At 62.3% G+C, this 20057-nt stretch carries 14 protein-coding genes and 1 pseudogene; 7 read left to right on the forward strand and 8 right to left on the reverse strand.

Going from position 1 to position 20057, the window contains the following annotated elements; translation table 11 throughout:
- Positions 1 to 50: 50 nt before the first annotated feature.
- The gene (locus V6093_RS19475; RefSeq protein WP_406669584.1) at positions 51 to 449 is read left to right on the forward strand and encodes a hypothetical protein; all 399 of its coding nucleotides are present in this window, start codon (positions 51 to 53) and stop codon (positions 447 to 449) included.
- Positions 450 to 519: 70 nt separating this feature from the next.
- Positions 520 to 867 carry a NirD/YgiW/YdeI family stress tolerance protein gene (locus tag V6093_RS19480; RefSeq protein ID WP_014754709.1) on the forward strand — a complete coding sequence of 116 codons (348 nt, stop codon included), beginning with the start codon at positions 520 to 522 and terminating at the stop codon, positions 865 to 867.
- Positions 868 to 903: 36 nt separating this feature from the next.
- Here V6093_RS19480 and V6093_RS19485 read toward each other — a convergent pair whose 3' ends face one another.
- Positions 904 to 2091: an MFS transporter gene (locus tag V6093_RS19485; RefSeq protein ID WP_218643496.1), complete on the reverse strand. Its 1188-nt coding sequence runs from the start codon at positions 2089 to 2091 to the stop codon at positions 904 to 906.
- Positions 2092 to 2257: 166 nt separating this feature from the next.
- Between V6093_RS19485 and V6093_RS19490 the strand changes: the two genes are divergently transcribed.
- Positions 2258 to 3157 carry a LysR family transcriptional regulator gene (locus V6093_RS19490; RefSeq protein WP_143999834.1) on the forward strand — a complete coding sequence of 300 codons (900 nt, stop codon included), beginning with the start codon at positions 2258 to 2260 and terminating at the stop codon, positions 3155 to 3157.
- A 76-nt stretch (positions 3158 to 3233) separates the two neighbouring features.
- A complete protein-coding gene (locus V6093_RS19495) occupies positions 3234 to 4007 on the forward strand; it encodes a ParA family protein (RefSeq protein WP_003249168.1) in 774 nt (257 codons plus the stop codon).
- Here the strand turns inward: V6093_RS19495 and trxC are convergent.
- From trxC to V6093_RS19515, 4 genes are all read right to left on the reverse strand, one after another.
- Positions 4004 to 4438 carry a thioredoxin TrxC gene (gene trxC / locus V6093_RS19500; protein WP_406669585.1) on the reverse strand — a complete coding sequence of 145 codons (435 nt, stop codon included), beginning with the start codon at positions 4436 to 4438 and terminating at the stop codon, positions 4004 to 4006. The two genes, V6093_RS19495 and trxC, sit on opposite strands and share 4 nt — an antisense overlap.
- 115 nt (positions 4439 to 4553) lie before the next feature.
- Positions 4554 to 6014 (reverse strand): protein adenylyltransferase SelO, encoded by a 1461-nt coding sequence (gene selO / locus V6093_RS19505; RefSeq protein ID WP_014859118.1) that lies wholly within the window; start codon positions 6012 to 6014, stop codon positions 4554 to 4556.
- 162 nt (positions 6015 to 6176) lie between these two features.
- Positions 6177 to 9485 carry a mechanosensitive channel MscK gene (mscK, locus tag V6093_RS19510; RefSeq protein ID WP_047603599.1) on the reverse strand — a complete coding sequence of 1103 codons (3309 nt, stop codon included), beginning with the start codon at positions 9483 to 9485 and terminating at the stop codon, positions 6177 to 6179.
- 35 nt (positions 9486 to 9520) lie between these two features.
- Complete coding sequence (locus V6093_RS19515; RefSeq protein ID WP_003249176.1) at positions 9521 to 11263, reverse strand: potassium/proton antiporter; 1743 nt, start codon at positions 11261 to 11263, stop codon at positions 9521 to 9523.
- A 177-nt stretch (positions 11264 to 11440) separates the two neighbouring features.
- On the opposite strand from V6093_RS19515, the gene V6093_RS19520 reads away from it, so the two are divergent.
- Positions 11441 to 13591, forward strand: coding sequence for a dermonecrotic toxin domain-containing protein (locus V6093_RS19520; protein ID WP_406669586.1), 2151 nt, complete (start codon positions 11441 to 11443; stop codon positions 13589 to 13591).
- 42 nt (positions 13592 to 13633) lie between these two features.
- Here V6093_RS19520 and betA read toward each other — a convergent pair whose 3' ends face one another.
- The 3 genes from betA to betI all read right to left on the reverse strand — a co-directional run bounded on the left by betA (position 13634) and on the right by betI (position 17577).
- The gene (gene betA / locus V6093_RS19525) at positions 13634 to 15331 is read right to left on the reverse strand and encodes a choline dehydrogenase (RefSeq protein WP_047603594.1); all 1698 of its coding nucleotides are present in this window, start codon (positions 15329 to 15331) and stop codon (positions 13634 to 13636) included.
- Between the two features lie 77 nt (positions 15332 to 15408).
- Positions 15409 to 16881 carry a betaine-aldehyde dehydrogenase gene (gene betB, locus V6093_RS19530; protein WP_003249182.1) on the reverse strand — a complete coding sequence of 491 codons (1473 nt, stop codon included), beginning with the start codon at positions 16879 to 16881 and terminating at the stop codon, positions 15409 to 15411.
- Between the two features lie 39 nt (positions 16882 to 16920).
- Positions 16921 to 17577, reverse strand: a complete 657-nt coding sequence (gene betI, locus V6093_RS19535; RefSeq protein WP_003249185.1) for a transcriptional regulator BetI — start codon at positions 17575 to 17577, stop codon at positions 16921 to 16923.
- A 532-nt stretch (positions 17578 to 18109) separates the two neighbouring features.
- Here betI and V6093_RS19540 point away from each other — a divergent pair.
- Positions 18110 to 19644: pseudogene (locus V6093_RS19540) on the forward strand (BCCT family transporter).
- Positions 19592 to 20056, forward strand: a complete 465-nt coding sequence (locus V6093_RS19545; protein ID WP_177331254.1) for a hypothetical protein — start codon at positions 19592 to 19594, stop codon at positions 20054 to 20056. The pseudogene V6093_RS19540 and the gene V6093_RS19545 overlap by 53 nt, the downstream one beginning before the upstream one ends.
- Position 20057: the final 1 nt, after the last annotated feature.

A 20057-nucleotide genomic window follows, 5' to 3' on the forward strand; every position in this document is an offset into this window, starting at 1 on the left:
CCTGGCTACGCCAATGGCAATCGATACCCGGCGCCCGGCGGGGAGTGATTGTGGCCACTCTCTGGAGCCTGGCCTTGGTCGTTCTCTGGCAAGTTGCCTGGAGCCCCGGCAAGCAGCGCTTGCAGCAGGCCGAGCTTGATCATGCGCGAGCCCTGGAGCTGGCCGGGCACCTGCAGAGGGTTTCGGCAGGCCCGGCCATGGCCTTGGACGCTGTGCAGGCACTGACGCCCGCCGGGCTGAATGAGCGAGCGCTGGTTGCTGGGCTGCGAATCACCGGGCTGCAGACGCGTGCCGCTCAGGTGGACGTCAGCCTGGAGGGCGAGCCTGCGAAACTGCTGGTTTGGCTGCACGCGCTGGAACGTGATGGCGTGCAGTTCCGCAGTTTGCAGTTGCAGGTGAGCGGCGAACAGTTGCAAGCGCAGCTGGCACTGGAGCTGGATGGAGTCTGAGCCGATTAAGATTCGCTTCAGCCAGCTTGGGTAGGCTGTTCCCATCGAAAACGAAACAGGACCTGCCACCATGAAAGCTCGCTACCTCGCCCTGATCCTTGCCCCGCTGTTCAGCACTGCCGCCTTGGCTGCGGGCTATACCGGCCCCGGTGCCCAGCCGGTTACCACCGTTGCCACGGCCAACGATGCCGCCGATGACACTCCGGTGGTGCTGCAGGGCTTCGTGACCAAGAAGATCAACAACGACGACAAGTACGAATTCAAGGACAACACCGGCACCATCAGCGTAGAAATTGATGATGAAGACTTGCCGCCGACGCCGTTCAACGAAAAGACCAAGGTCAAGCTGACCGGTGAGGTGGAGAAACACCTGATGAGCCGCGAGGTTGATGTGGATATGGTTGAGATCATCAACTAATCCAAGGGCTTGTTCGCGGGCATGCCCGCGAATGCCTCACACCGATTTGGGTGGTAACTTGCTCAGGTGCAACGCCACCAGCAATGCCACCGCCAGCAAGCTGCCAATGAACAGCCCGATCCCGTTCCAGCCCCACTGGTGCCAGAACACCCCGCCCGCCGTACCGGCCACGCTGGAGCCAGCGTAGTAGCAGAACAGGTACAGCGACGACGCCTGCCCCTTGGCCTTCAGCGCCCGGCGGCCGATCCAGCTGCTGGCCACCGAGTGCGCACCAAAGAAGCCGAAGGTGAACACCAGCATGCCCAGGATCACCATCACCAGCGGACTGGCCAGTGTCATCAGCAAGCCACCTGCCATTACCACGATACTGGCCCAGAACACCTTGCGCCGGCCCAGTTTGTCCGCCAGCGCGCCGACCTGTGCCGAACTGTAGATACCCGACAGGTAAACCACCGACAGCAAGCCGACCAGCGCCTGGTTCATGTGGTAGGGCTCGGCCAGCAGGCGGTAGCCGATGTAGTTGAACAGGGTGACGAAGGCGCCCATCAGCAAGAAGGCTTCAAGAAACAGCCAGGGCAGGCCTGCATCTTTGAAGTGCATGACAAAACCGTCCAGCAGGCTGCGTGGGTTCATCGTCTGTGCGCGGAAATTGCGTGATTCCGGCAGCACCTTCCAGAACACCAGCGCGGCCACCAGGGCCAGGCCGCCAATGGTCAGCATCGCCGTGTGCCAGCTGACGAAGTCGATCAGTACGCCAGTGATGAGCCGCCCGCTCATGCCGCCAATCGCGTTGCCGCCGATGTACAGGCCCATGGCCAGGCCAATGTGTTGCGGGTGAATCTCTTCGCTCAGATAGGTCATCGCCACTGCCGCCAGGCCGCTCAGCGACAGGCCGACCAAGGCGCGGGTGGCCAGTACCAGCTCCCAGCTGGGCATCACTGCGCTGGCCAAGGTGGACAGGGCGGCGCAGACCAGCGCGAACACCATCACGGGTTTGCGCCCTATGCGGTCAGAAATGGGGCCGGTGATCAGCAGGCCGAACGCCAGCATGGCGGTGGACACCGACAGTACCAGGCTGCTCTGCGCCGCGTTGATGGAAAACTCGTTGGATAGCAGAGGCATCATTGGCTGTACGCAGTACAGCAAGGCGAAGGTGGCGAAACCGCCGCTGAACAAGGCCAGCACGGTTTTCATGAAAGCGGGTGTGCCTTTTTCGATCCACATTTCGGTCAGGATGGCAGGTTGTGGCTCAAGGAGGAGGGGGGCTACTGCAGTTTTCACGGGCGGGTACCTCTGGCGCAATGAAAAAAAGCATATAGCTGGCTAACGATTAGATCCAATATATTGTTCGACCTATTTGAGATGTTTGGCGACTTGTTTGGAGCGGATCATGGAATTGCGTCATCTGCGTTACTTCATTGCTGTGGCCGAAGAGCTGCACTTTGGCCGCGCCGCCCAGCAGCTGGGTATTTCCCAGCCGCCCTTGAGTCAGCAGATCCAGGCTCTGGAGCAGGAGTTGGGGGCCCGGTTGTTCGACCGTACCAATCGTCGTGTCGAACTGAGCGAGGCCGGGCGATTGTTCCTCGAGGAAGCGCGCCAGGTATTGGCGCAGGTGGAGAAGGCCGCGGATGTAGCCCGGCGTGCGCAGTTGGGCGAGCTGGGCGAGATGAAAATCGGTTTCACTTCCTCGGCCCCGTTCACCTCGAAAATCCCCAAGGCCATTCATGCTTTCCGTCAGCGCTTTCCGGCGGTGCACCTGAACCTCAAGGAAATGAGCAGCCGTGATGTTGCCGAAGGGGTATTCGACGAGTCCATCGAGGTGGGGTTGATGCGGCCGATGCCGCTGCCGGAGGGGTTGGTGGCCACCGAGTTGTTCCGAGAACCGTTGGTGGCGGTGATCAATGCTTCGCATCCGCTGGCTGAGGGCACTGAGCAAGGCGTCTACATGGCGGCGTTGGCCCCTGAGCCCTTCGTGTTCTTCCCGCGCAGTTATGGCAGCGGCTTGCATGCACAATTGCTGAGCCTGGCGCGGCATGCGGGTTTCAGCCCCCATTTTGCGCAAGAGGCAGGGGAAGCGATGACCATCATCGGCCTGGTCTCGGCGGGGCTGGGGGTGTCGGTGCTGCCGGCGTCGTTCCAGCGCATGCGTATAGAAGGTGTGGTGTACCGCACCTTGCTCGATGAAGAGGCGATGTCGGCGGTGTGGCTGGTGCAGCGTGAGCGCGGCCATTCGGTCATGGCCAAGGCATTTGCCGAGTTGTTGACAGGGCAGGTGGTCGGTCAGTCGTGATGCCGGTCAATTGGCACTGGTCATTGCCCCACTGCCGCCACATACTCGGGCATTCGTTGATACACGGAGGTCAATCATGCGGCGCGTGGTGTTCAATCAGAAAGGTGGCGTGGGCAAGTCGAGCATTGCCTGCAACCTGGCGGCGGTCAGTGCCAATGAAGGCTACCGGACCTTGTTGATCGACCTGGATGCCCAGGCGAACTCGACCCAATACCTCACCGGCCTGACCGGCGAGGACATCCCCATGGGCATCGCCGACTTCTTCAAGCAAAGCCTTTCCAGCGGGCCGTTCAGCAAGAAGAACAAGGTCGATATCTACGAAACCCCATTCGACAACCTGCATGTGGTCACCGCCACTGCCGAGCTGGCCGACCTGCAGCCAAAGCTGGAGGCAAAACACAAGATCAACAAGCTGCGCAAGTTGCTCGACGAGCTGGACGAGGATTACGAGCGTATTTACATCGATACCCCGCCGGCGCTTAATTTCTATGCGGTTTCTGCGCTGATCGCTGCCGATCGCGTGCTGATCCCCTTCGACTGCGACAGCTTTTCGCGCCAGGCCCTGTATGGCCTGCTGGCCGAGATCGAAGACCTCAAGGAAGACCACAACGAAGACCTGGTGGTCGAAGGCATCGTGGTCAACCAGTTCCAGTCACGTGCCAGCCTGCCACAGCAGATGCTCGACGAACTGCTGGCCGAAGGGTTACCGGTGCTGCCGGTGTACTTGGGCAGCTCGGTGAAAATGCGCGAATCGCACCACGCCAGCCTGCCGCTGATTCACCTGGAGCCGCGGCACAAGCTGACTCTGCAGTTTGTCGAGTTGCATTCGCTGCTTGAGGAGAATGCTTAAACCCCGTGGTTACGCAGCCACTCCAGCAGGGACTGGAGTGGAAACGCCCCGGCCTGCCGGCTGACTTCGCGGCCGTTCTTGAACAGCAGCAGGCTGGGGATCGAGCGTATGCCCAGTTGCCCTGCGAGGTTACGGTTGGCTTCGCTGTCGAGCTTGGCCAGGCGGCAGCGGCCTGCAAGCTTCCGGGCGGCCTCTTCGAAGGTGGGGGCAAATGACTTGCACGGGCCGCACCAGTTGGCCCAGATGTCGACCAGCAGCGGCAGGTCGCCTTTGATCTGGCTGGCATAGCTGGCTTCGGTGAGCTCGAAAGGGGTGCTCAACAGCACGTCCTGTTTGCAGCGACCGCATTTCGGCGCATCGCCCAGGCGCTCGGCGGGCAGGCGGTTGAGGCCGTTGCAGTGGGGGCAGGGGATTACCAGTGGGTCGGTCATTTCATCTCCAGTAGGTCTATCGCGGTTCCCTGTAGGAGCGGGTTCACCCGCGAAGAATGCGACGCGGTGCATGGCACCGGCTTCGCCGGTAAAACCGCTCAGGATTCGGCGCTAATCAGGAAGAGCAGCTGATTTCCAGGTGCTTGCCCCACTCCGGCGGTCGCTCGGCGTAGGCCTGCATCCCGGGCTGTTCCTCGAACGGCCTGGTCAGGACTTGGTGCAGCCGTCGAACTTCACTGTAATCCCCCGCCTCGGCCGCTTCGATGGCTTTCTGCGCCAGGTAGTTGCGCAGCACGTACAGCGGGTTTACCGCATGCATCCGCTCACGGCGGCCTTCGGCATTGCCGGGTTCACGCCCACAGCGGGCCAGGTAGTCTGCGCCCCAGGCATCGAAGCCGGCCAGGTCGATAAAGTCATCGCGCACTGCCTTCAGCGCCTCGGCCACCGGCTGCTCACCCAGTTTGCGGAAGAACAGGCTGTAGTCCACGCCACCGCGTTGCATGCACTGCAGCAGGCGCTCGACCAGCGCCATGTCATCATCTTCGGCGTTGGTCAGCCCCAGGCGCCGGCGCATCAGGTCCAGGTAATGGGCCTGGTACAGCGGCAGGAACAGGCCCAACGCTTCCTTCAGTGGCTCAACTTCGATCACGGTGGTCAGTGCCTGGGCCAGCGCGCTGAGGTTCCAGTGGGCGATGGGCACTTGGTTGGCGTAGCTGTAGCGGCCTCGATCGTCGGAGTGGTTGCAGATGAAGTTGGCGTCGAAGTCATCCAGGAACGCATAGGGGCCAAAATCGAAGGTGATGCCGAGGATCGACATGTTATCGGTGTTCATCACGCCGTGGCAGAAGCCATACGCCTGCCAGCGGGCGATCAGTTCGGCATTGCGCTCGACGATGGTGCGGAACATGGCCAGGTAAGGCTGCTCGGCGTCACGGCATTCGGGATAGTGCTGTTCCAGCACATGGTCGATCAACACGCGCTGCTGCTCGGGCTGCTTGGTGTAGTAGAAGTACTCGAAATGACCGAAACGCACATGGCTCTGCGCCAGGCGCGTCAGCATGGCCGCGCTTTCACGGGTTTCGCGCCACACCGGGGTGCTGGAACCGATCACGCACAGTGCCCGGCTGGTAGCGATGCCCAGAGCGTGCAGGGCTTCGGAGGCGAGGAACTCGCGAATCGACGAGCGCAGCACGGCGCGGCCGTCACCCATGCGGGAGTAGGGTGTCTGGCCGGCGCCCTTGAGGTGCAGGTCCCAGTGTTCGCCTGCGTCGTTGAGCACTTCGGCCAGTAGCAGGCCACGGCCGTCGCCCAGACGTGGGTTGTACGAGCCGAACTGGTGGCCGGAATAAACCATCGCCCGAGGGTCGGCCTCTTCCCACAGTTTGTGGCCGCTGAACAGTTCGGCGAACACCGGCAGCTCGGCCTGGGCGGGGTCGAGGTCGAGCAAGGCCATGGCCGACTCGCTCGCTACCACCAGGCGCGGGTCTGCAATGGGCTCGGGCAGCACCTGGGTGGAGAACGCATCGCCCAGGCGGGCGAAGCGGTTGTCGAAGGTGAGTTGGTCGAGGGCTTTCACGGGACTGCTCCTTGGAATCGGTGCCAATGGGGCCGCTTGGCGGCCTTTCGCGGGTGAACCCGCTCCCACAGCGGCCAGCGCCCGATGTAGGAGCGGGTTTACCCGCGAACGAGGGCGAAGCCCTCGCAGCCATTTTGCACACAATAAAGTATTCGAGCCTATTCAGGCCGAAGCAGTGCCATCCGATTTTGGCTGTTCCATCGGAATCAATTGCTGTTTGCTGCCCTTGGCGTCCATCAGGAATACCTCTACCTGGCGTACCGAGATCTTGATGTTGTGGGCCTTGAACTCGCGGTTGATGTAGCGGTTGATCTCGTCCAGCGTCGGGTTGCGGTCGCCCAGGTCACGCACGTGCATGCGCAGTTCGTGGTCCAGCGAGCTCTCGCCGAAGTTGAGGAAGTACACGATCGGTTCCGGATCCTTGAGCACGCGTGGGTTCTCATGCGCGCCCTTGAGCAGCAGGTCGCGCACCAGGTCGAGGTCTGAGCCATAGTCGATGCCCAGCTTCAGCGTCACCCGGGTGACCGTATCGGTCAGCGACCAGTTGATCAGTTGGCCAGTGATGAAGGTCTTGTTGGGGACGATGATGTCCTTGCGGTCGAAGTCGGTGATGGTGGTGGCACGGATGCGGATCTTGCTTACCGTGCCCGACAGGTTGCCGATGGTGATGGTGTCGCCAATCCGTACCGGGCGCTCGAACAGGATCATGATGCCGGAGATGAAGTTGGCGAAGATTTCCTGCATGCCGAAGCCCAGCCCTACTGACAGCGCAGCCACCAGCCATTGCAGCTTGTCCCAGCTCACCCCCAGGGTCGACAGGGTGCTGACGATGCCGATGCCGACGATGGTGTACGACAACAGCGTGGTGGTGGCGTAGGCACTGCCCTGGGCCAGGTTCAGGCGAGACAGCACCAGTACTTCCAGCAAGCCTGGCAAGTTGCCGGCCAGGGCGAAAGTGATGCCGACGATCACCAGCGCGCCGAGCAGGTCGCCGAGGCTGATCGGTACCATGCTGGCGGCGGCGCCGGTGCCGCTGGTGTATTCGTAGAGGACGAAATTGTTGAGGTAGGCGAACACCGAGATCAGGTCGGCCCACACCCAGTACAGGCCGGCGATGAAGCCGCCGAGCAGGGCCAGGCGGATCAGGCGCAGCGACTGCTGGTTGACCTGTTCGATATCCAGCGTTGGCTCTTCGGTGATGACTTCGCCATCCAGCCCTTCCTTGGCTGCCGCACGCTTGGTCAACGCACGCTGGTAGGCCAGGCGTCGTGCAGCCACCGACAGGCCGCGCACGAAGGCGGCCTCGATCACCAGCCAGAACAGCAGCAGGTACAGGGTGTAGATGAGTCGGTCGGTAAGCTTCAGTGCCGTGTAGTAGTAGCCGAAGCACACGGCGACGAACAGGGCGATGGGCAGGGCGGTGAACGCTACCCCCACCGCCCTGCGGAACAGCGAGGTGTCACGGTGTGCCGGGCTGCTGAGCAGCAGGCGGCTGAGCAGCCAGGCCATCAGCGCATAGCAGGTCAGCACCACGCCGATGCCCAACACGTCGTCTGCCAATGCCGAAGGCTGGTGCTCGGCCACCGCCACCACGCCGACCAGTGCCAGCACAACGGTGCCCAGGCGGCGAACCCAGCCGCGCAGGAACTCGACCTGCGGTTTGTGCCAGCGGAAGTGGACTTCCGCCACGCCACCGGGTGCGAGGATACGGTAGGCGGTATAGAACACCAGCCAGGCCTGGGCCAGCTGCCAGAGTGCGGCGCCCAGGTTGGCATTCTGCCCGCGGGCGTCGATCTGCAGGGCGTAGCTGCACAGCGCCAGACCAAGGCTGACCGGCATCGCCAGCAGAATGTTGATTAGGATTGCCTGGGGCGTGTGCCATTGGCTGTCACGGCGGAAGTGGCCGATATCCTGGTGCACTTTGCCTAATCGTTGGTAAAGGTATTTGCGCCGCCACAACAGCGCGCCGATCACCAACAGCAGCGGCAGGAACAGCAACGGGCGCTGGCTCAGGCCATCGGCCAGCTCTTTCAGGCTGGAGCCCCACGGCAGGTTGGCGACCTGGTCGGCCAGGCGCTCCGGCACGTATTGCAGCCAGTCCCAGTCCAGCGGCTTGTTGCTGGGGATCCAGAACATTTGCTCGTCGAGGGTGGTGCGCAGGCTCTGCGCGGTGCCCAGCAGCTGCTTCTGGTTGAGCTGCAGGGTGATCGATTCGTTGAGCAGCGCCGACAACTCGCGGTTCAGCCGCTCCAACAGGTCGCTGCGGGTGATGGCCACTTCCAGCAGTGCCTTGCGCAGCTGCGGGGTCACATCTTCCTGCGGTTGCGCCGCCAGCAGCTTGTCGACGTAGGTGACCGGGCTGCTCATCTGCTCGCGCTGCTGGTTGACTTCGAACTGGTACAGGCGGGTGTCGGCGATCTGGTCGGCCAGGTCGCGGTCGACCTTCAGGTGCGGCAGGGTCTGCTTCTGCTTGTAGAGAATCTTCGACAGCAGCAGGCTTCCCTTGAGCACGTTGATCTGCTCGTCAAGCGCCTGGTCGGCCTGGGTCAGGCTGTCGAGTTGCTGCTTGGTGCGCAGGTTCTGCTGGGTCAGTTCGTTAAGGCGGTCGGTGCTCTTGAGCAGGTAGTCGGAAAGCTTGAGGTTGATCGCGCTTTCAGTGGCCAGCAGGCTGCTGCCACCAGCCTTCTGAGCCTCAATCGACTGCTGGGTGACGGCTTCCTGGGACTGGGCCAGGCGTTTGGCGTTGATCAGCGTCTGCAGGTCCTGGATTTCCTGCTCCAGGCGCGCAGCGCGCTCGACCAGCAGGTCGTGACGCGCATTGCCGAGGTCTTGCAGCAGGCTGTTGCCGGCCAGTTCCTGGCGGCGCAGCAGGGTCAGCGCGTTGAGCGAAGCCAACTCGGCGTTGAGCTGATTGCGCTGGTCGGCATTGATGGCTTTGCCACCGTCCTTGCCGGTTTTGAGTATGTTGTTGATCTGCTGGGTGCGGGTCTGGCTGCTGCTGATCTCCGCCTGGGCACGCTCGGGGCGGGTTTGCGAGTTGATGATCAGGCTGTTGGCTTCAGACAACGCCTTTTGCAGCTCGCCCTGCAGCGTGTTGCGTTCGCTGAGCATCTGTTCAAGCTGTGGCACGGTGAGGTTGGCGTAGCGCTGTGCCACCGGTTGTGCCTTGGTTTCCTTGAGCCTGGCCAACTCCTTCTGGCTGTCGCTGGTCTCCTTGGGGGCACTGCTCAGCTGCTGCTTGAGTGCAGCCAGTTTCTTTTCGTTGTCTTCCTTGGCAGCAAGCAGGCTCAACGTTTGTTCGAGCACCTGCTGCAGCGCCTTCTGGTCTGCCTCGGGCAGCTTGCGCTCGGCGATCTTGTCGAGGCTGTTCTGGATACTGGCGGTGGTCGGGGCTTCTGCCGCGCTAGCGGCAAAAGAAAGGGACAGGCACAACCCGAGCAGGGTTGTGCGAAGGTACACGCGCAGGGACATAGGCAGACTACTTGTGGATCCGGCTGAAACGAAGTTTAGAGGAACAATCCTGGTCCGGGTCGCGTTCCTTCGGGGAATCTGACGCCTACTTTCTGGATCTTGTTCCCGTCCATGGTCGCCACGGTCCAGATCGTGCCATGCCATTCGACCTGGTCCCCCACTACTGGAGCGCCTCCGACCTTCTGTCGGATGAACTGCGCCAGCGGCATTTTCGCGTCGAGGCCATCGAGCTTCAGGCCATACAACGCTGCCACCGCCCCCAGTTCGGCATCGCCTTCGAGCACGAAGTCGCCGAAGAAACGCAGGTCCAGGCCACGCTGTGGCGCTTGGCTGAACAATTTGCCGAGGGCCGGCAGGTTGTGCTCGTGGCCGATCACGCAGAGCATGTCGCCCACTTCCAGCACGGTGCTGCCCGACGGGTGCAGCAGTTGCTCGCCACGGAACAGCGCGGCAATCCGTGTGCCTTCGGGCATTTTCAGCTCGCGCAGGGCGGCACCGATGCACCACTTTTCGGCGCCCAGGCGGTAGACGAACATTTCCCACTCGCTGGTGATGTGCACTTCCAGGGCGGAGCGGGAAATCGGCGCCGGGTCTGGCGGTACGGTCACTTTCAGCAGCTTGGCCATCCACGGCAGGCTGGTGCCCTGCACCAGCAGTGACACCAGCACGATGAAGAACGCCAGGTTGAAGAACAGCTGGGCGTCTGGCAGGCCCGCCATCAGCGGGAACACCGCCAGAATGATCGGTACCGCGCCGCGCAGGCCGACCCACGAAATGAAGCCCTTTTCGCGGCCGTGAAAAGCCTTGAACGGCAGCAGGGCCGCGACCACCGACAGTGGCCGCGCCACCAGGATCATCCACAGCGCCAGGCCCAGTGCCGGCAGGGCGATGGGCAGTAGGTCGTGCGGCGTGACCAGCAACCCCAGCACCAGGAACATGCCGATCTGCGCCAGCCAGGCCATGCCGTCGAGCATGTGCAGGATGCCGTGGCGGCTGCGGATAGGCTTGTTGCCCAGCACCAGGCCGCACAGGTAAACGGCGAGGAAGCCACTACCATGCAGGGCGTTGGTCAGCGAGAACACCACCAGGCCGCCGGCCACTACCAGAATGGGGTAAAGGCCGCCGGCCAGGTTGATGCGGTTGACCAGTTGCAGCATCAGCCAGCCACCGCCCAAGCCCAGCAGCCCGCCGATACCGAACTCACGCAACAAGTGGCCCAGCAGGCCCCAGTGCAGCCCGGTCTGGCCGCTGGCGATCATGTCGATCAAGGTGACAGTGAGGAACACCGCCATCGGGTCGTTGCTGCCCGACTCGATCTCGAGGGTAGCCGTAACCCGCTCGTTCAGGCCTTTGCCGCCGAGCAGCGAGAACACTGCAGCGGCGTCGGTGGAGCCGACGATCGCACCGATCAGCAAACCCTGAATCAGGCTCAGGTTGAACAGCCAGGCGGCAACCAGGCCGGTGAGGGCGGTGGTGATCATCACCCCGACCGTGGCCAGCGACAGCGCCGGCCACAGCGCCACGCGGAAGCTTGCCACCCGCGTACGCAGGCCACCGTCAAGCAGGATGACGGCCAGTGCCAGGTTGCCCACCAGGTAGGCGGTTGGGTAATTGTTGAAGATGATGCCGCCACCATCGACACCGGCGACCATGCCGACGGCGAGGATGATGACCAGAATAGGGATGCCCAGGCGCGACGATAGCGAGCTGACCAGGATACTTGCACCCACCAGCAATGCGCCGATCAGGAACAGGCTGTTGATGGTGCTTGCATCCAAAGGCAGGTACTCCGAGACAGCGGGGAAGGGACGTGGTAGCGCATTTTCCAGCAAAAGCTAGCAGGTCGCGTGCCAATCGATTCTAACCTGAGGCCGACGCAGGCTGTAAAGCGATACCGCATCGTCGCTGCGGCTTGCGGCTGTAATGGTTTGCCCACTGTCAGGCAGCCAAGTGACATGAATGTCAAAGAAACCATTTCTCTCGCCCAGGTGGCCCAGCGCCTGCTCGGGCAATTTCCTGATTTGCACAGTTTGGCGCGCCAGGCGGCGGGCCATGTGCTTCGCCGCCAACTGGGGTACTGGCTGGATCCGGACGGGCTCTATTGGCACGAGTTCCAGTCGGCGGCCAGCAGTTCGTTGAGCTTCACCGGCTGGCGCCACAGTGGGCCGCCACGACGCTCTTTGAGCCTTACCGAACTGGTCATCCAGCGATTCAGCCCGCAGCAGCAGGCCAGTGCTGACGAGTTGAGTATTTATGGTGGCTTCTACCGGGTGGATGCCAGCCACGCAGTTTACGACGAGCGCAACGAAGTGCGGCTCGACCCTCAGCAAGTACTGACGGCGTTCTGGCGGTTGGACTTTGCAGGGCGCTACACCGAGGCGCTGAGCACGTTTCGGGCACGGCATGGCGAAGACTACTGTGTGCTGGCTCGTGCCCGCTTCATGGCTGCTGTGGGCCAATCTGGGTTGAGCGAACATGAGCGCCAGGAGCTAATGGGGGTGACGCTCGCTGCACCCGCACTGCCGACTACCGTAAAAGCCTTGCGACTCGCCCGGCAAGCGAGTGCTCAATCTGGGTGGAACACGCTTGTCATTGGCAGTATCAGCGCCAAGCTGATGTTCTTGCGCAAGCTGAAGACTGGCAGGTTGTGCCTCTATCTTGCCGATGTTCAGGCTGTGGTGCAGGTGTTCGACGATCGTCATGCGTTTCAGGAGTGGATGGCTGACCAGGCCGCCACGACGGTGGGGCGAGAGCGGCTGGTCAGGCTGTTCGTCGGGGACGGGGTACTGGCGCAGTCGCTACGCCCGCGACTACGCAATTACTTCAAGTTGCTCGCTCAGTCGCGAGGTGACACCGCCATCTTGGGGCAGTCCATTGAAGGGGACCTGTTCGTTCGTCTACGTGATGCGGTGATGGATGATCTGACCCGCGACGCTCATGAACGGCTGACCACCAATGCCCAGCTGCGAAAGGCCGAGTGGCTGGCGGGCGTGCAAGCGGCGAGCTTCGTGATAGCACCGATGGCGCCATTTGGCTGGCCAGTGATATTGGCATCGCTCGGTCTAGGCACCGCCAGCCTGGCGCTGCATCTGGACCGGGCAATCAATGGCAAGCAGGGCTGGCGCACAGCAGCATGGTGGTCAGTACTGACGGATATCCTGTTCATCCTGCTTGATATAGCCATGCTGCGAGCCAGCGAGCTGTTTACCGATGGTCACGTCCCCCCGCGGGTGGCTGGTCAGGCGCAAGCCTCTGCCGCCAAGGTCGACTGGGGGCTTTACATGGCCCCGGCGGCGGATGAATTGCTGGCGTTGTCGGATCAGGCGCTGGCCCGCCAGCAAGCTCTGTTGGGCGCGGTACCGTGGGCTGATCTCGATGCCTTGGGGCCCAATGGCGAGTATCTGGATGCCTTCAGTGAACCCTACCCCGTCTTTCGCGATGAGCACGGCTTTGGCTCGCCCGCCATTGCCGAGTACACCAGCTCGCCGGAGCGTTACAACAACCTGTGGCGGGGTATGCCGCTAGAGGGCACGCGCGCCGCGCATATCCAGCGCAGCCATGCGCTTTCTCACGCACTTGGGCAAATCGGCGTGACTAATCAAGTGAGGCTGTATCGGGCTGCCTCCAGCCTGCGGGGCACGGGTTTTCAGGCAGTTGGTGAGGGCGCCGTTGAAGTGGGTGACGTGCTGGTGACCACCGACTTCACGTCATTCACTGAAAACCCCTATGCCCTCTGGGAGGTTTTCAACGACCCGCAGGCTCAAATCAGTGGCAGGGATGTTTTTGATGAAAACGCGTTGGTTTATGTGTTGGAGCCGGGCGAGGATATGCAGGCGACGCCTATCGGGCCCTTCTCAAGGCGACCGGATGAGGCGGAGTCTTTGATGATGCCCGGGCGCTACCTGCAAGTGGAAAAGGTGGCGGCCGTTCAAGGGCACAATTATCGCTTTACCGAGGTGTGCCTGAAGGCGCTGGCGCAGGCGCCAAGCGGGAAGGCAGTGCGTGATATGCGCACAGGCAAGCTGTTCGATCGCCAGGCACTGGCGATGCGGCTGGGCACGGAGGATGATTCGTTGATGCGCACATTCTTTGCGCTGCCCTCCTGAGCGCACGTGAAAGGGGCCGCTGAGCGGCCCCTGATCAAGGCCTCAGCCCTGCTTCACTTCACGCATCGGCTTGCCTTTCACTGGCGCATCGCCCGCCACGTAGTACTTGGCGGTGCTGCGCGGCAGTGGCTTGCGGCCACGGATCTTGTCCGAAATCTTCTCGGCGATCATGATCGTGGTGGCGTTGAGGTTGCCGGTGATGATCAGCGGCATGATCGAGGCATCGACCACGCGCAGGCCCTTCATGCCGTGCACGCGGCCTTCGCCGTCGACCACCGCCATGTCGTCGGTGCCCATCTTGCACGAGCAGGATGGGTGGAAGGCAGTTTCGGCGTGCTCGCGGATGAACTTGTCCAGCTGTTCGTCGGTTTGCACGTCGGCGCCTGGGCTGATTTCGCGGCCACGGTACGGGTCCAGCGCCGGCTGGGCCATGATTTCACGGGTCAGGCGAATGCCGTCACGGAATTCCTGCCAGTCCTGCTCGGTGGACATGTAGTTGAACAGGATGCTCGGGTGCTGGCGCGGGTCTTTCGACTTGGCCTGGATGCGGCCACGGGCAGGCGAGCGCATGGAGCCCATGTGCGCCTGGAAGCCATGTTCCTTAACGCCATTGGAGCCGTTGTAGTTAATCGCAACCGGCAGGAAGTGGTACTGGATGTTCGGCCACTTGAACTCAGGGCGGGTACGAATGAAGCCGCCAGCCTCGAACTGGTTGCTGGCGCCGATGCCGGTGCCATTGAACAACCACTCGGCACCGATGGCCGGCTGGTTCCACCACAGCAGCGATGGGTACAGCGATACCGGCTGGGTGCAGGCGTACTGCAGGTACAGCTCCAGGTGGTCCTGAAGGTTTTCACCAACGCCCGGAAGGTCGTGCACAACCGGGATGTCGAGGCTTTCCAGCAGGGCGCGCGGGCCGACGCCGGAGCGCTGCAGCAGCTGCGGCGAAGCGATGGCGCCAGAGCTGACGATCACTTCCTTGCGGGCGCGGGCTTCCACGCGTTCTTCGCTGTCGCCGACCAGGTAGGTTACGCCTACGGCGCGCTTGCCGTCGAACAGCACGCGGTCGGTCAGGGCGTGGGTGACGATGGTCAGGTTCGGGCGTTTCTTGGCCTGGTCCAGGTAGCCACGGGCGGTGCTGGAGCGGCGGCCGTTCTTGGTCACCGAACGGTCCATCGGGCCGAAGCCTTCCTGTTGGTAGCCGTTGAGGTCTTCGGTACGCGGGTAACCGGCTTGCACACCTGCTTCAACCATGGCGTGGAACAGCGGGTTGTTGCCAGCCTTTGGCGTGGCGACACTGACCGGGCCGTCACCTCCGTGGTAGTCGTTAGGGCCGATATCACGGGTTTCGGCTTTGCGGAAGTACGGCAGGCAGTCGAGGTAGGTCCAGTCGTCCAGGCCTGGCAGTTCTGCCCAGCCGTCGAAGTCCATGGCGTTGCCGCGGATGTAGCACATGCCGTTGATCAGCGACGAGCCACCCAGGCCCTTGCCACGGCCACATTCCATGCGGCGGCCGTCCATGTACGGCTCCGGGTCGGTCTCGTAGGCCCAGTTGTAGCGGCGGCCTTGCAGCGGGAAGGCCAGGGCGGCTGGCATCTGGGTGCGGAAGTCGAAGCGGTAGTCGGGGCCACCGGCTTCCAGCAGCAATACGGTGACGCCGGCGTCTTCGGTCAGGCGGGTCGCCAGGGTGTTACCGGCCGAGCCGGCACCGACGATGATGTAATCGAATTCTTGGGACATGAAAGTACCCTCGTGTTGGCGGTGATCGGGGAGCGGGTACGCCCGTGCGCGGTGGCACGGGCGGGGCTAGACAGGGTTTAGAAAACCGAGTTGTAGCCGCCCAGCTCGACCTGGACCGACTTGATGCGAGTGTATTGAGCCAGCGAGCTGACGCCGTTTTCACGGCCGACGCCCGACTGCTTGTAGCCACCTACCGGCATTTCGGCTGGCGATTCACCCCAGGCGTTGATCCAGCAGATACCGGCTTCGAGCTTGTGGATGATGCGGTGGGCGCGGGTGATGTCGTTGGTGCAGACGCCGGCGGCCAGGCCGTAGTCGGTGTCGTTGGCACGGCGGATCACTTCTTCTTCGGTTTCGTAGGTGAGGATGCTCATCACCGGGCCGAAGATCTCTTCCTTGACGATGGTCATGTCGTCGGTGCAGTCGGTGAACACGGTCGGCGCAACGAAGGCACCTTTGGCGAAGTCACCGGCAGTCAGGCGCTCGCCACCGCACAGCACGCGGGCACCTTCTTCCTTGCCCTTGGCGATGTAGCCCAGCACGCTTTCCATGTGCTGGAAGCTGACCAGCGGGCCGAAGTTGGTGTTTTCGTCTTCCGGGTTGCCAACGCGGATGCGGGCAACGCGCTCGGCGATCTTGGCTTCGAAGGCCGCCTTCATTTCAGCCGGGATGAACACGCGGGTGCCGTTGGTGCACACCTGGCCCGAGCTGTAGAAGTTGGCCATCATGGCGATATCAGCGGCCTTGTCCAGATCGGCGTCGGCACAGATGATCAGAGGCGACTTGCCGCCCAGTTCCATGGTCACTTCCTTCAGCGAAGAGCTGGAGGCGCTGGCCATGACTTTCTTGCCGGTGGTGGTACCGCCGGTGAAAGACACTTTTTCGATGCGCGGGTGCTCGGTCAGCCAGGTGCCGACTTCGCGGCCGCTGCCGGTCAGAACGTTGAACACGCCGTTTGGCAGGCCGGCTTCGGTGTAGATCTCGGCCAGTTTCAGGGTGGTCAACGAGGTGACTTCCGACGGTTTGAAGATCATCGCGTTGCCAGCGGCCAGGGCCGGGGCAGATTTCCACAGGGCGATCTGGATCGGGTAGTTCCAGGCACCGATACCCACGGTTACGCCCAGCGGCTCGCGGCGGGTGTAGACGAAGGACGATTCGCGCAGCGGGATCTGCTCGCCTTCGATGGCCGGTACCAGGCCTGCGTAGTACTCCAGCACGTCGGCACCGGTGACGATGTCGACGTAGCGGGTTTCGGAGTACGACTTGCCGGTGTCCAGGGTTTCCAGCATGGCCAGTTCGTCGTTGCGCTCGCGCAGGATGTCGACGGCGCGGCGCAGGATGCGCGAACGCTGCATGGCAGTCATCGCAGCCCAGACTTTCTGGCCACGCTCGGCGCTTTCGACGGCTTTCTCGACGTCAGCCTCGGTAGCACGTTGCACGTGGGCGAGGACTTCGCCGGTAGCCGGGTTGATGGCTTCGAACGTGGCATCGCTGCCAGCGTCGACGTAAGCGCCATCAATGTAGAGTTTTTGCGTTCCGAAACGGGCCATAGTGTCCTCGCAAGTGCAGTGTGTGGTTTGGCTTGCGCGTCACGCTCCTGCCGGGTTGGCAAGTGCCGTGCGCGCTTGTTCAGCGGCCTGGTCGTTGGTGCCCAGGGTGTGCTGCTTAGCCAGTTGTAGATCCATGTATTCGTAAGCAATCCGTATTGCCTGATCGGTGTCGAATGCATCACCCGACAGGGCACCACGCAGCCACAAACCGTCGATCAGGGCTGCCAGGCCGCGGGCTGCCTTGCGCGCATGGTAAAGCGGCAGGGCGCGGCGGAACTGGCAGCACAGGTTGGAATACAAGCGGTGGTCGTTGATCCGCTGCAACCTGTGCAAATCGGGCTGGTGCATGCTGGAAGCCCAGAAGGCCAACCAGGTTTTCATTGCCGGGCCGTTTACCTGGCTGGCATCGAAGTTGCCCTCGATGATCACTTTCAGGTGAGCGCGCGGGCTGTCGTCTTTCAGGGCCTGGCGACGTGCTCTGACGCCTTCGTTGAGCATGCTCATGATGTAACCCATCGTCGCTGCGATCAGGCCGTTCTTGTCCCGAAAGTAGTGACTGATGATGCCGTTCGACACACCGGCCAAACGGGCAATCAGCGCAATGCTGGCGTCCCCCAGTCCGACCTGATCGACCGCCTGCAATGTGGCTTCGATCAACTGCTGGCGCCGGATGGGTTGCATACCGACCTTGGGCATCTTGCTATCTCCTCAGGCCTGCGAGCAGACGACAGGCGGCTGACTCGGCGAAGGCCAGTCTATTTTGTTTTGATTGAACGTTCAATCAATAAAGAATAAGCTCTGCGACAATTTGTGCCATTGACAGTTTTTCAGGCGGTCGAGACGGCACGGATTGACACCCCAGGAAATCGCGTAACCCCCGGAATACAAGGTGTTGACGGGCATGAGCGATGCGAAATGCAGATTCTGCCGTACGGCCATTGGCCCTGCGACAGGCCCTTGGAGCGGGCGGGGTGATCTGTGACGAATGCGCGCACCTCCGTTGAGGCGTGGCATTTTCAGCAGGCCACCTGTCTGTTTTTGGCAACGTATCGATTCGGGATCACGGTTTCCAGGGTTCTTTTATAACACCTGATGCAGTGGGGATATTCCACCAATTGCTCGGGAAAGACTGATTAGCCTCCACAGCCGCACTGCCCGGAGCATTCGTGCAATGAGTTCTGCCTCACTTACCAAGCCCCCCGCCGAGAGGGTACGGGTCAACCGCGTGGTGTTTTTCACCTCCGCGCTGATGATCCTTGTTCTGACTGCCTTGCTGATCGCTGTACCCGAAACCGCCGGCCAGGTGCTGGGCGTGGCCCAGAAGTGGCTGACGCGCACCTTTGGCTGGTACTACATGCTGGTCATCTGCGGATACCTGCTGTTCGTCGTCTACCTGGCTTTCTCCGACTACGGCAGCCTCAAGCTGGGTGGCAAGGACGACCAGCCTGACTTCAGCTACGGCGCCTGGGCCGGCATGCTGTTCTCGTCCGGTATCGGTATTTCGCTGCTGTACTTCGGCGCCTCCGAGCCCCTGGACCACTACTTCAACCCACCGGAGGGCACCCCGGCCAGCCTCGAGGCCGCGCGCCAGGGCCTGCAGCTGACCTTCCTGCACTGGGGCCTGCACGGCTGGGCGATCTATGCCCTGGTGGGCCTGGCGGTGGGTTACTTTGCCTACCGCCACAACCAGCCGCTGGCACTGCGCTCGGCGCTGTACCCGCTGGTGGGCGAGCGTTGGGTCAAGGGCGCTGCCGGCAACGCTGTCGACATCTTCGGCATGTTCGTCACCCTGCTGGGTCTGGTGACCAACTTGGGCATCGGCTCGATGCAGGTGTCGTCCGGCCTGGAATACCTGTTCGGCATGGACCACAGCAAGACCAACCTGCTGGTGGTGATCCTGGTCATGGCTGGCGTGGCTACCGTGGCAGCGGTATCGGGTGTGGAAAACGGCATTCGCCGCCTGTCCAACCTGAACATCATGCTGTTCAGTGGCCTGTTGATCTTCGTGCTGCTGGGCGGCGAGACCCTGCACCTGCTCAACGGCTTCGTGCAGAACGTTGGCGACTACCTCAACGGCATCGTGCTGAAAACCTTCGACCTCTATGTGTATGAAGGCGAAGCCGGCAAGTCGGAGCGCTGGCTGGGCCTGTGGACCGTGTTCTACTGGGCCTGGTGGATCTCCTGGGGCCCGTTCGTCGGCATGTTCATTGCGCGTATTTCCAAGGGCCGCACCGTGCGCCAACTGGTGATGGGTGTGCTGCTGATCCCGCTGGGCTTCACCCTGGCTTGGCTGTCGATCTTCGGCAACACCGCACTGGACCTGGTGATCAACCAGGGCGCCGTGGAGCTGGGCAAGACTGCGCTGGAACAGCCATCGATGTCGATCTACCAGTTGCTGGAATACTTCCCGGCAGCCAAGATCGTCATTGGTGTGGCAGTGTTCGTCGGTTTCGTGCTGTTCCTCACCCCGGCCGACTCCGGCGCGGTGATGATGGCCAACCTGTCGTGCACAGGCGGCAAGGTCGACGAGGATGCCCCGCACTGGATGGTGGTGTTCTGGTCCGTGGTGATCACCCTGGTCACGATCGGCCTGCTGTTTGCCGGTAACTTCGAAGCCATGCAGACCATGGTCGTGCTGGCGGGCCTGCCATTCTCGGTGGTGCTGGTGCTGTTCATGTTCGGCCTGTACAAGGCCATGAAGCAGGACGTGGTGATCGAGCAGGAGCGCGCCGAACTGGCCGCCCGTGGCCGTCGCGGCTTTAGCGAGCGCCTGACCCAGCTGGAACTGCAGCCGACCCAGGCCGTGGTACAGCGCTTCATGGACAAGCAGGTCAGCCCGGCGTTGAAAGAAGCCGCTGCACAGCTGCAGACGCAGGGCTTCGAGGTGGAAACCCGCGTTGGCCAGTCGCGCAACCTGATGGGCTTGCGGGTGATGATGGAAGAAGGCAACCCTTTCGTCTACGAAGTGAGCCTTGACGGCTATATGGCCGCGTCGAGCGAGCCGCCGGTCGAGGGTGAGCCTGAACTGCGCCAGCGCTTCTACCGCGCCGAGGTCTACCTGCATGACGGCAGTCAGGAGTACGACCTGATGGGCTTTGCCCCAGACCAGATCGTGCGTGATGTGCTCGATCAGTTCGAGAGCCATCGCCAGGTGCTTGGCCGCGTCTATAGCTGAC

The organism is Pseudomonas putida group bacterium ESBL64 (genome assembly GCF_045277175.1).
GTDB classification, from domain to species: domain Bacteria; phylum Pseudomonadota; class Gammaproteobacteria; order Pseudomonadales; family Pseudomonadaceae; genus Aquipseudomonas; species Aquipseudomonas alloputida.

Coding starts and splice junctions, on each gene's coding strand:
- V6093_RS19480 (WP_014754709.1), top strand. CDS start 520: ATGAAAGCTCGCTACCTCGCCCTGATCCTTGCCCCGCTGTTCAGCACT.
- V6093_RS19485 (WP_218643496.1), bottom strand. CDS start 2,091: ATGTGGATCGAAAAAGGCACACCCGCTTTCATGAAAACCGTGCTGGCC.
- V6093_RS19490 (WP_143999834.1), top strand. CDS start 2,258: ATGGAATTGCGTCATCTGCGTTACTTCATTGCTGTGGCCGAAGAGCTG.
- V6093_RS19495 (WP_003249168.1), top strand. CDS start 3,234: ATGCGGCGCGTGGTGTTCAATCAGAAAGGTGGCGTGGGCAAGTCGAGC.
- trxC (WP_406669585.1), bottom strand. CDS start 4,438: ATGACCGACCCACTGGTAATCCCCTGCCCCCACTGCAACGGCCTCAAC.
- mscK (WP_047603599.1), bottom strand. CDS start 9,485: ATGTCCCTGCGCGTGTACCTTCGCACAACCCTGCTCGGGTTGTGCCTG.
- V6093_RS19520 (WP_406669586.1), top strand. CDS start 11,441: ATGAATGTCAAAGAAACCATTTCTCTCGCCCAGGTGGCCCAGCGCCTG.
- betA (WP_047603594.1), bottom strand. CDS start 15,331: ATGTCCCAAGAATTCGATTACATCATCGTCGGTGCCGGCTCGGCCGGT.
- betB (WP_003249182.1), bottom strand. CDS start 16,881: ATGGCCCGTTTCGGAACGCAAAAACTCTACATTGATGGCGCTTACGTC.
- betI (WP_003249185.1), bottom strand. CDS start 17,577: ATGCCCAAGGTCGGTATGCAACCCATCCGGCGCCAGCAGTTGATCGAA.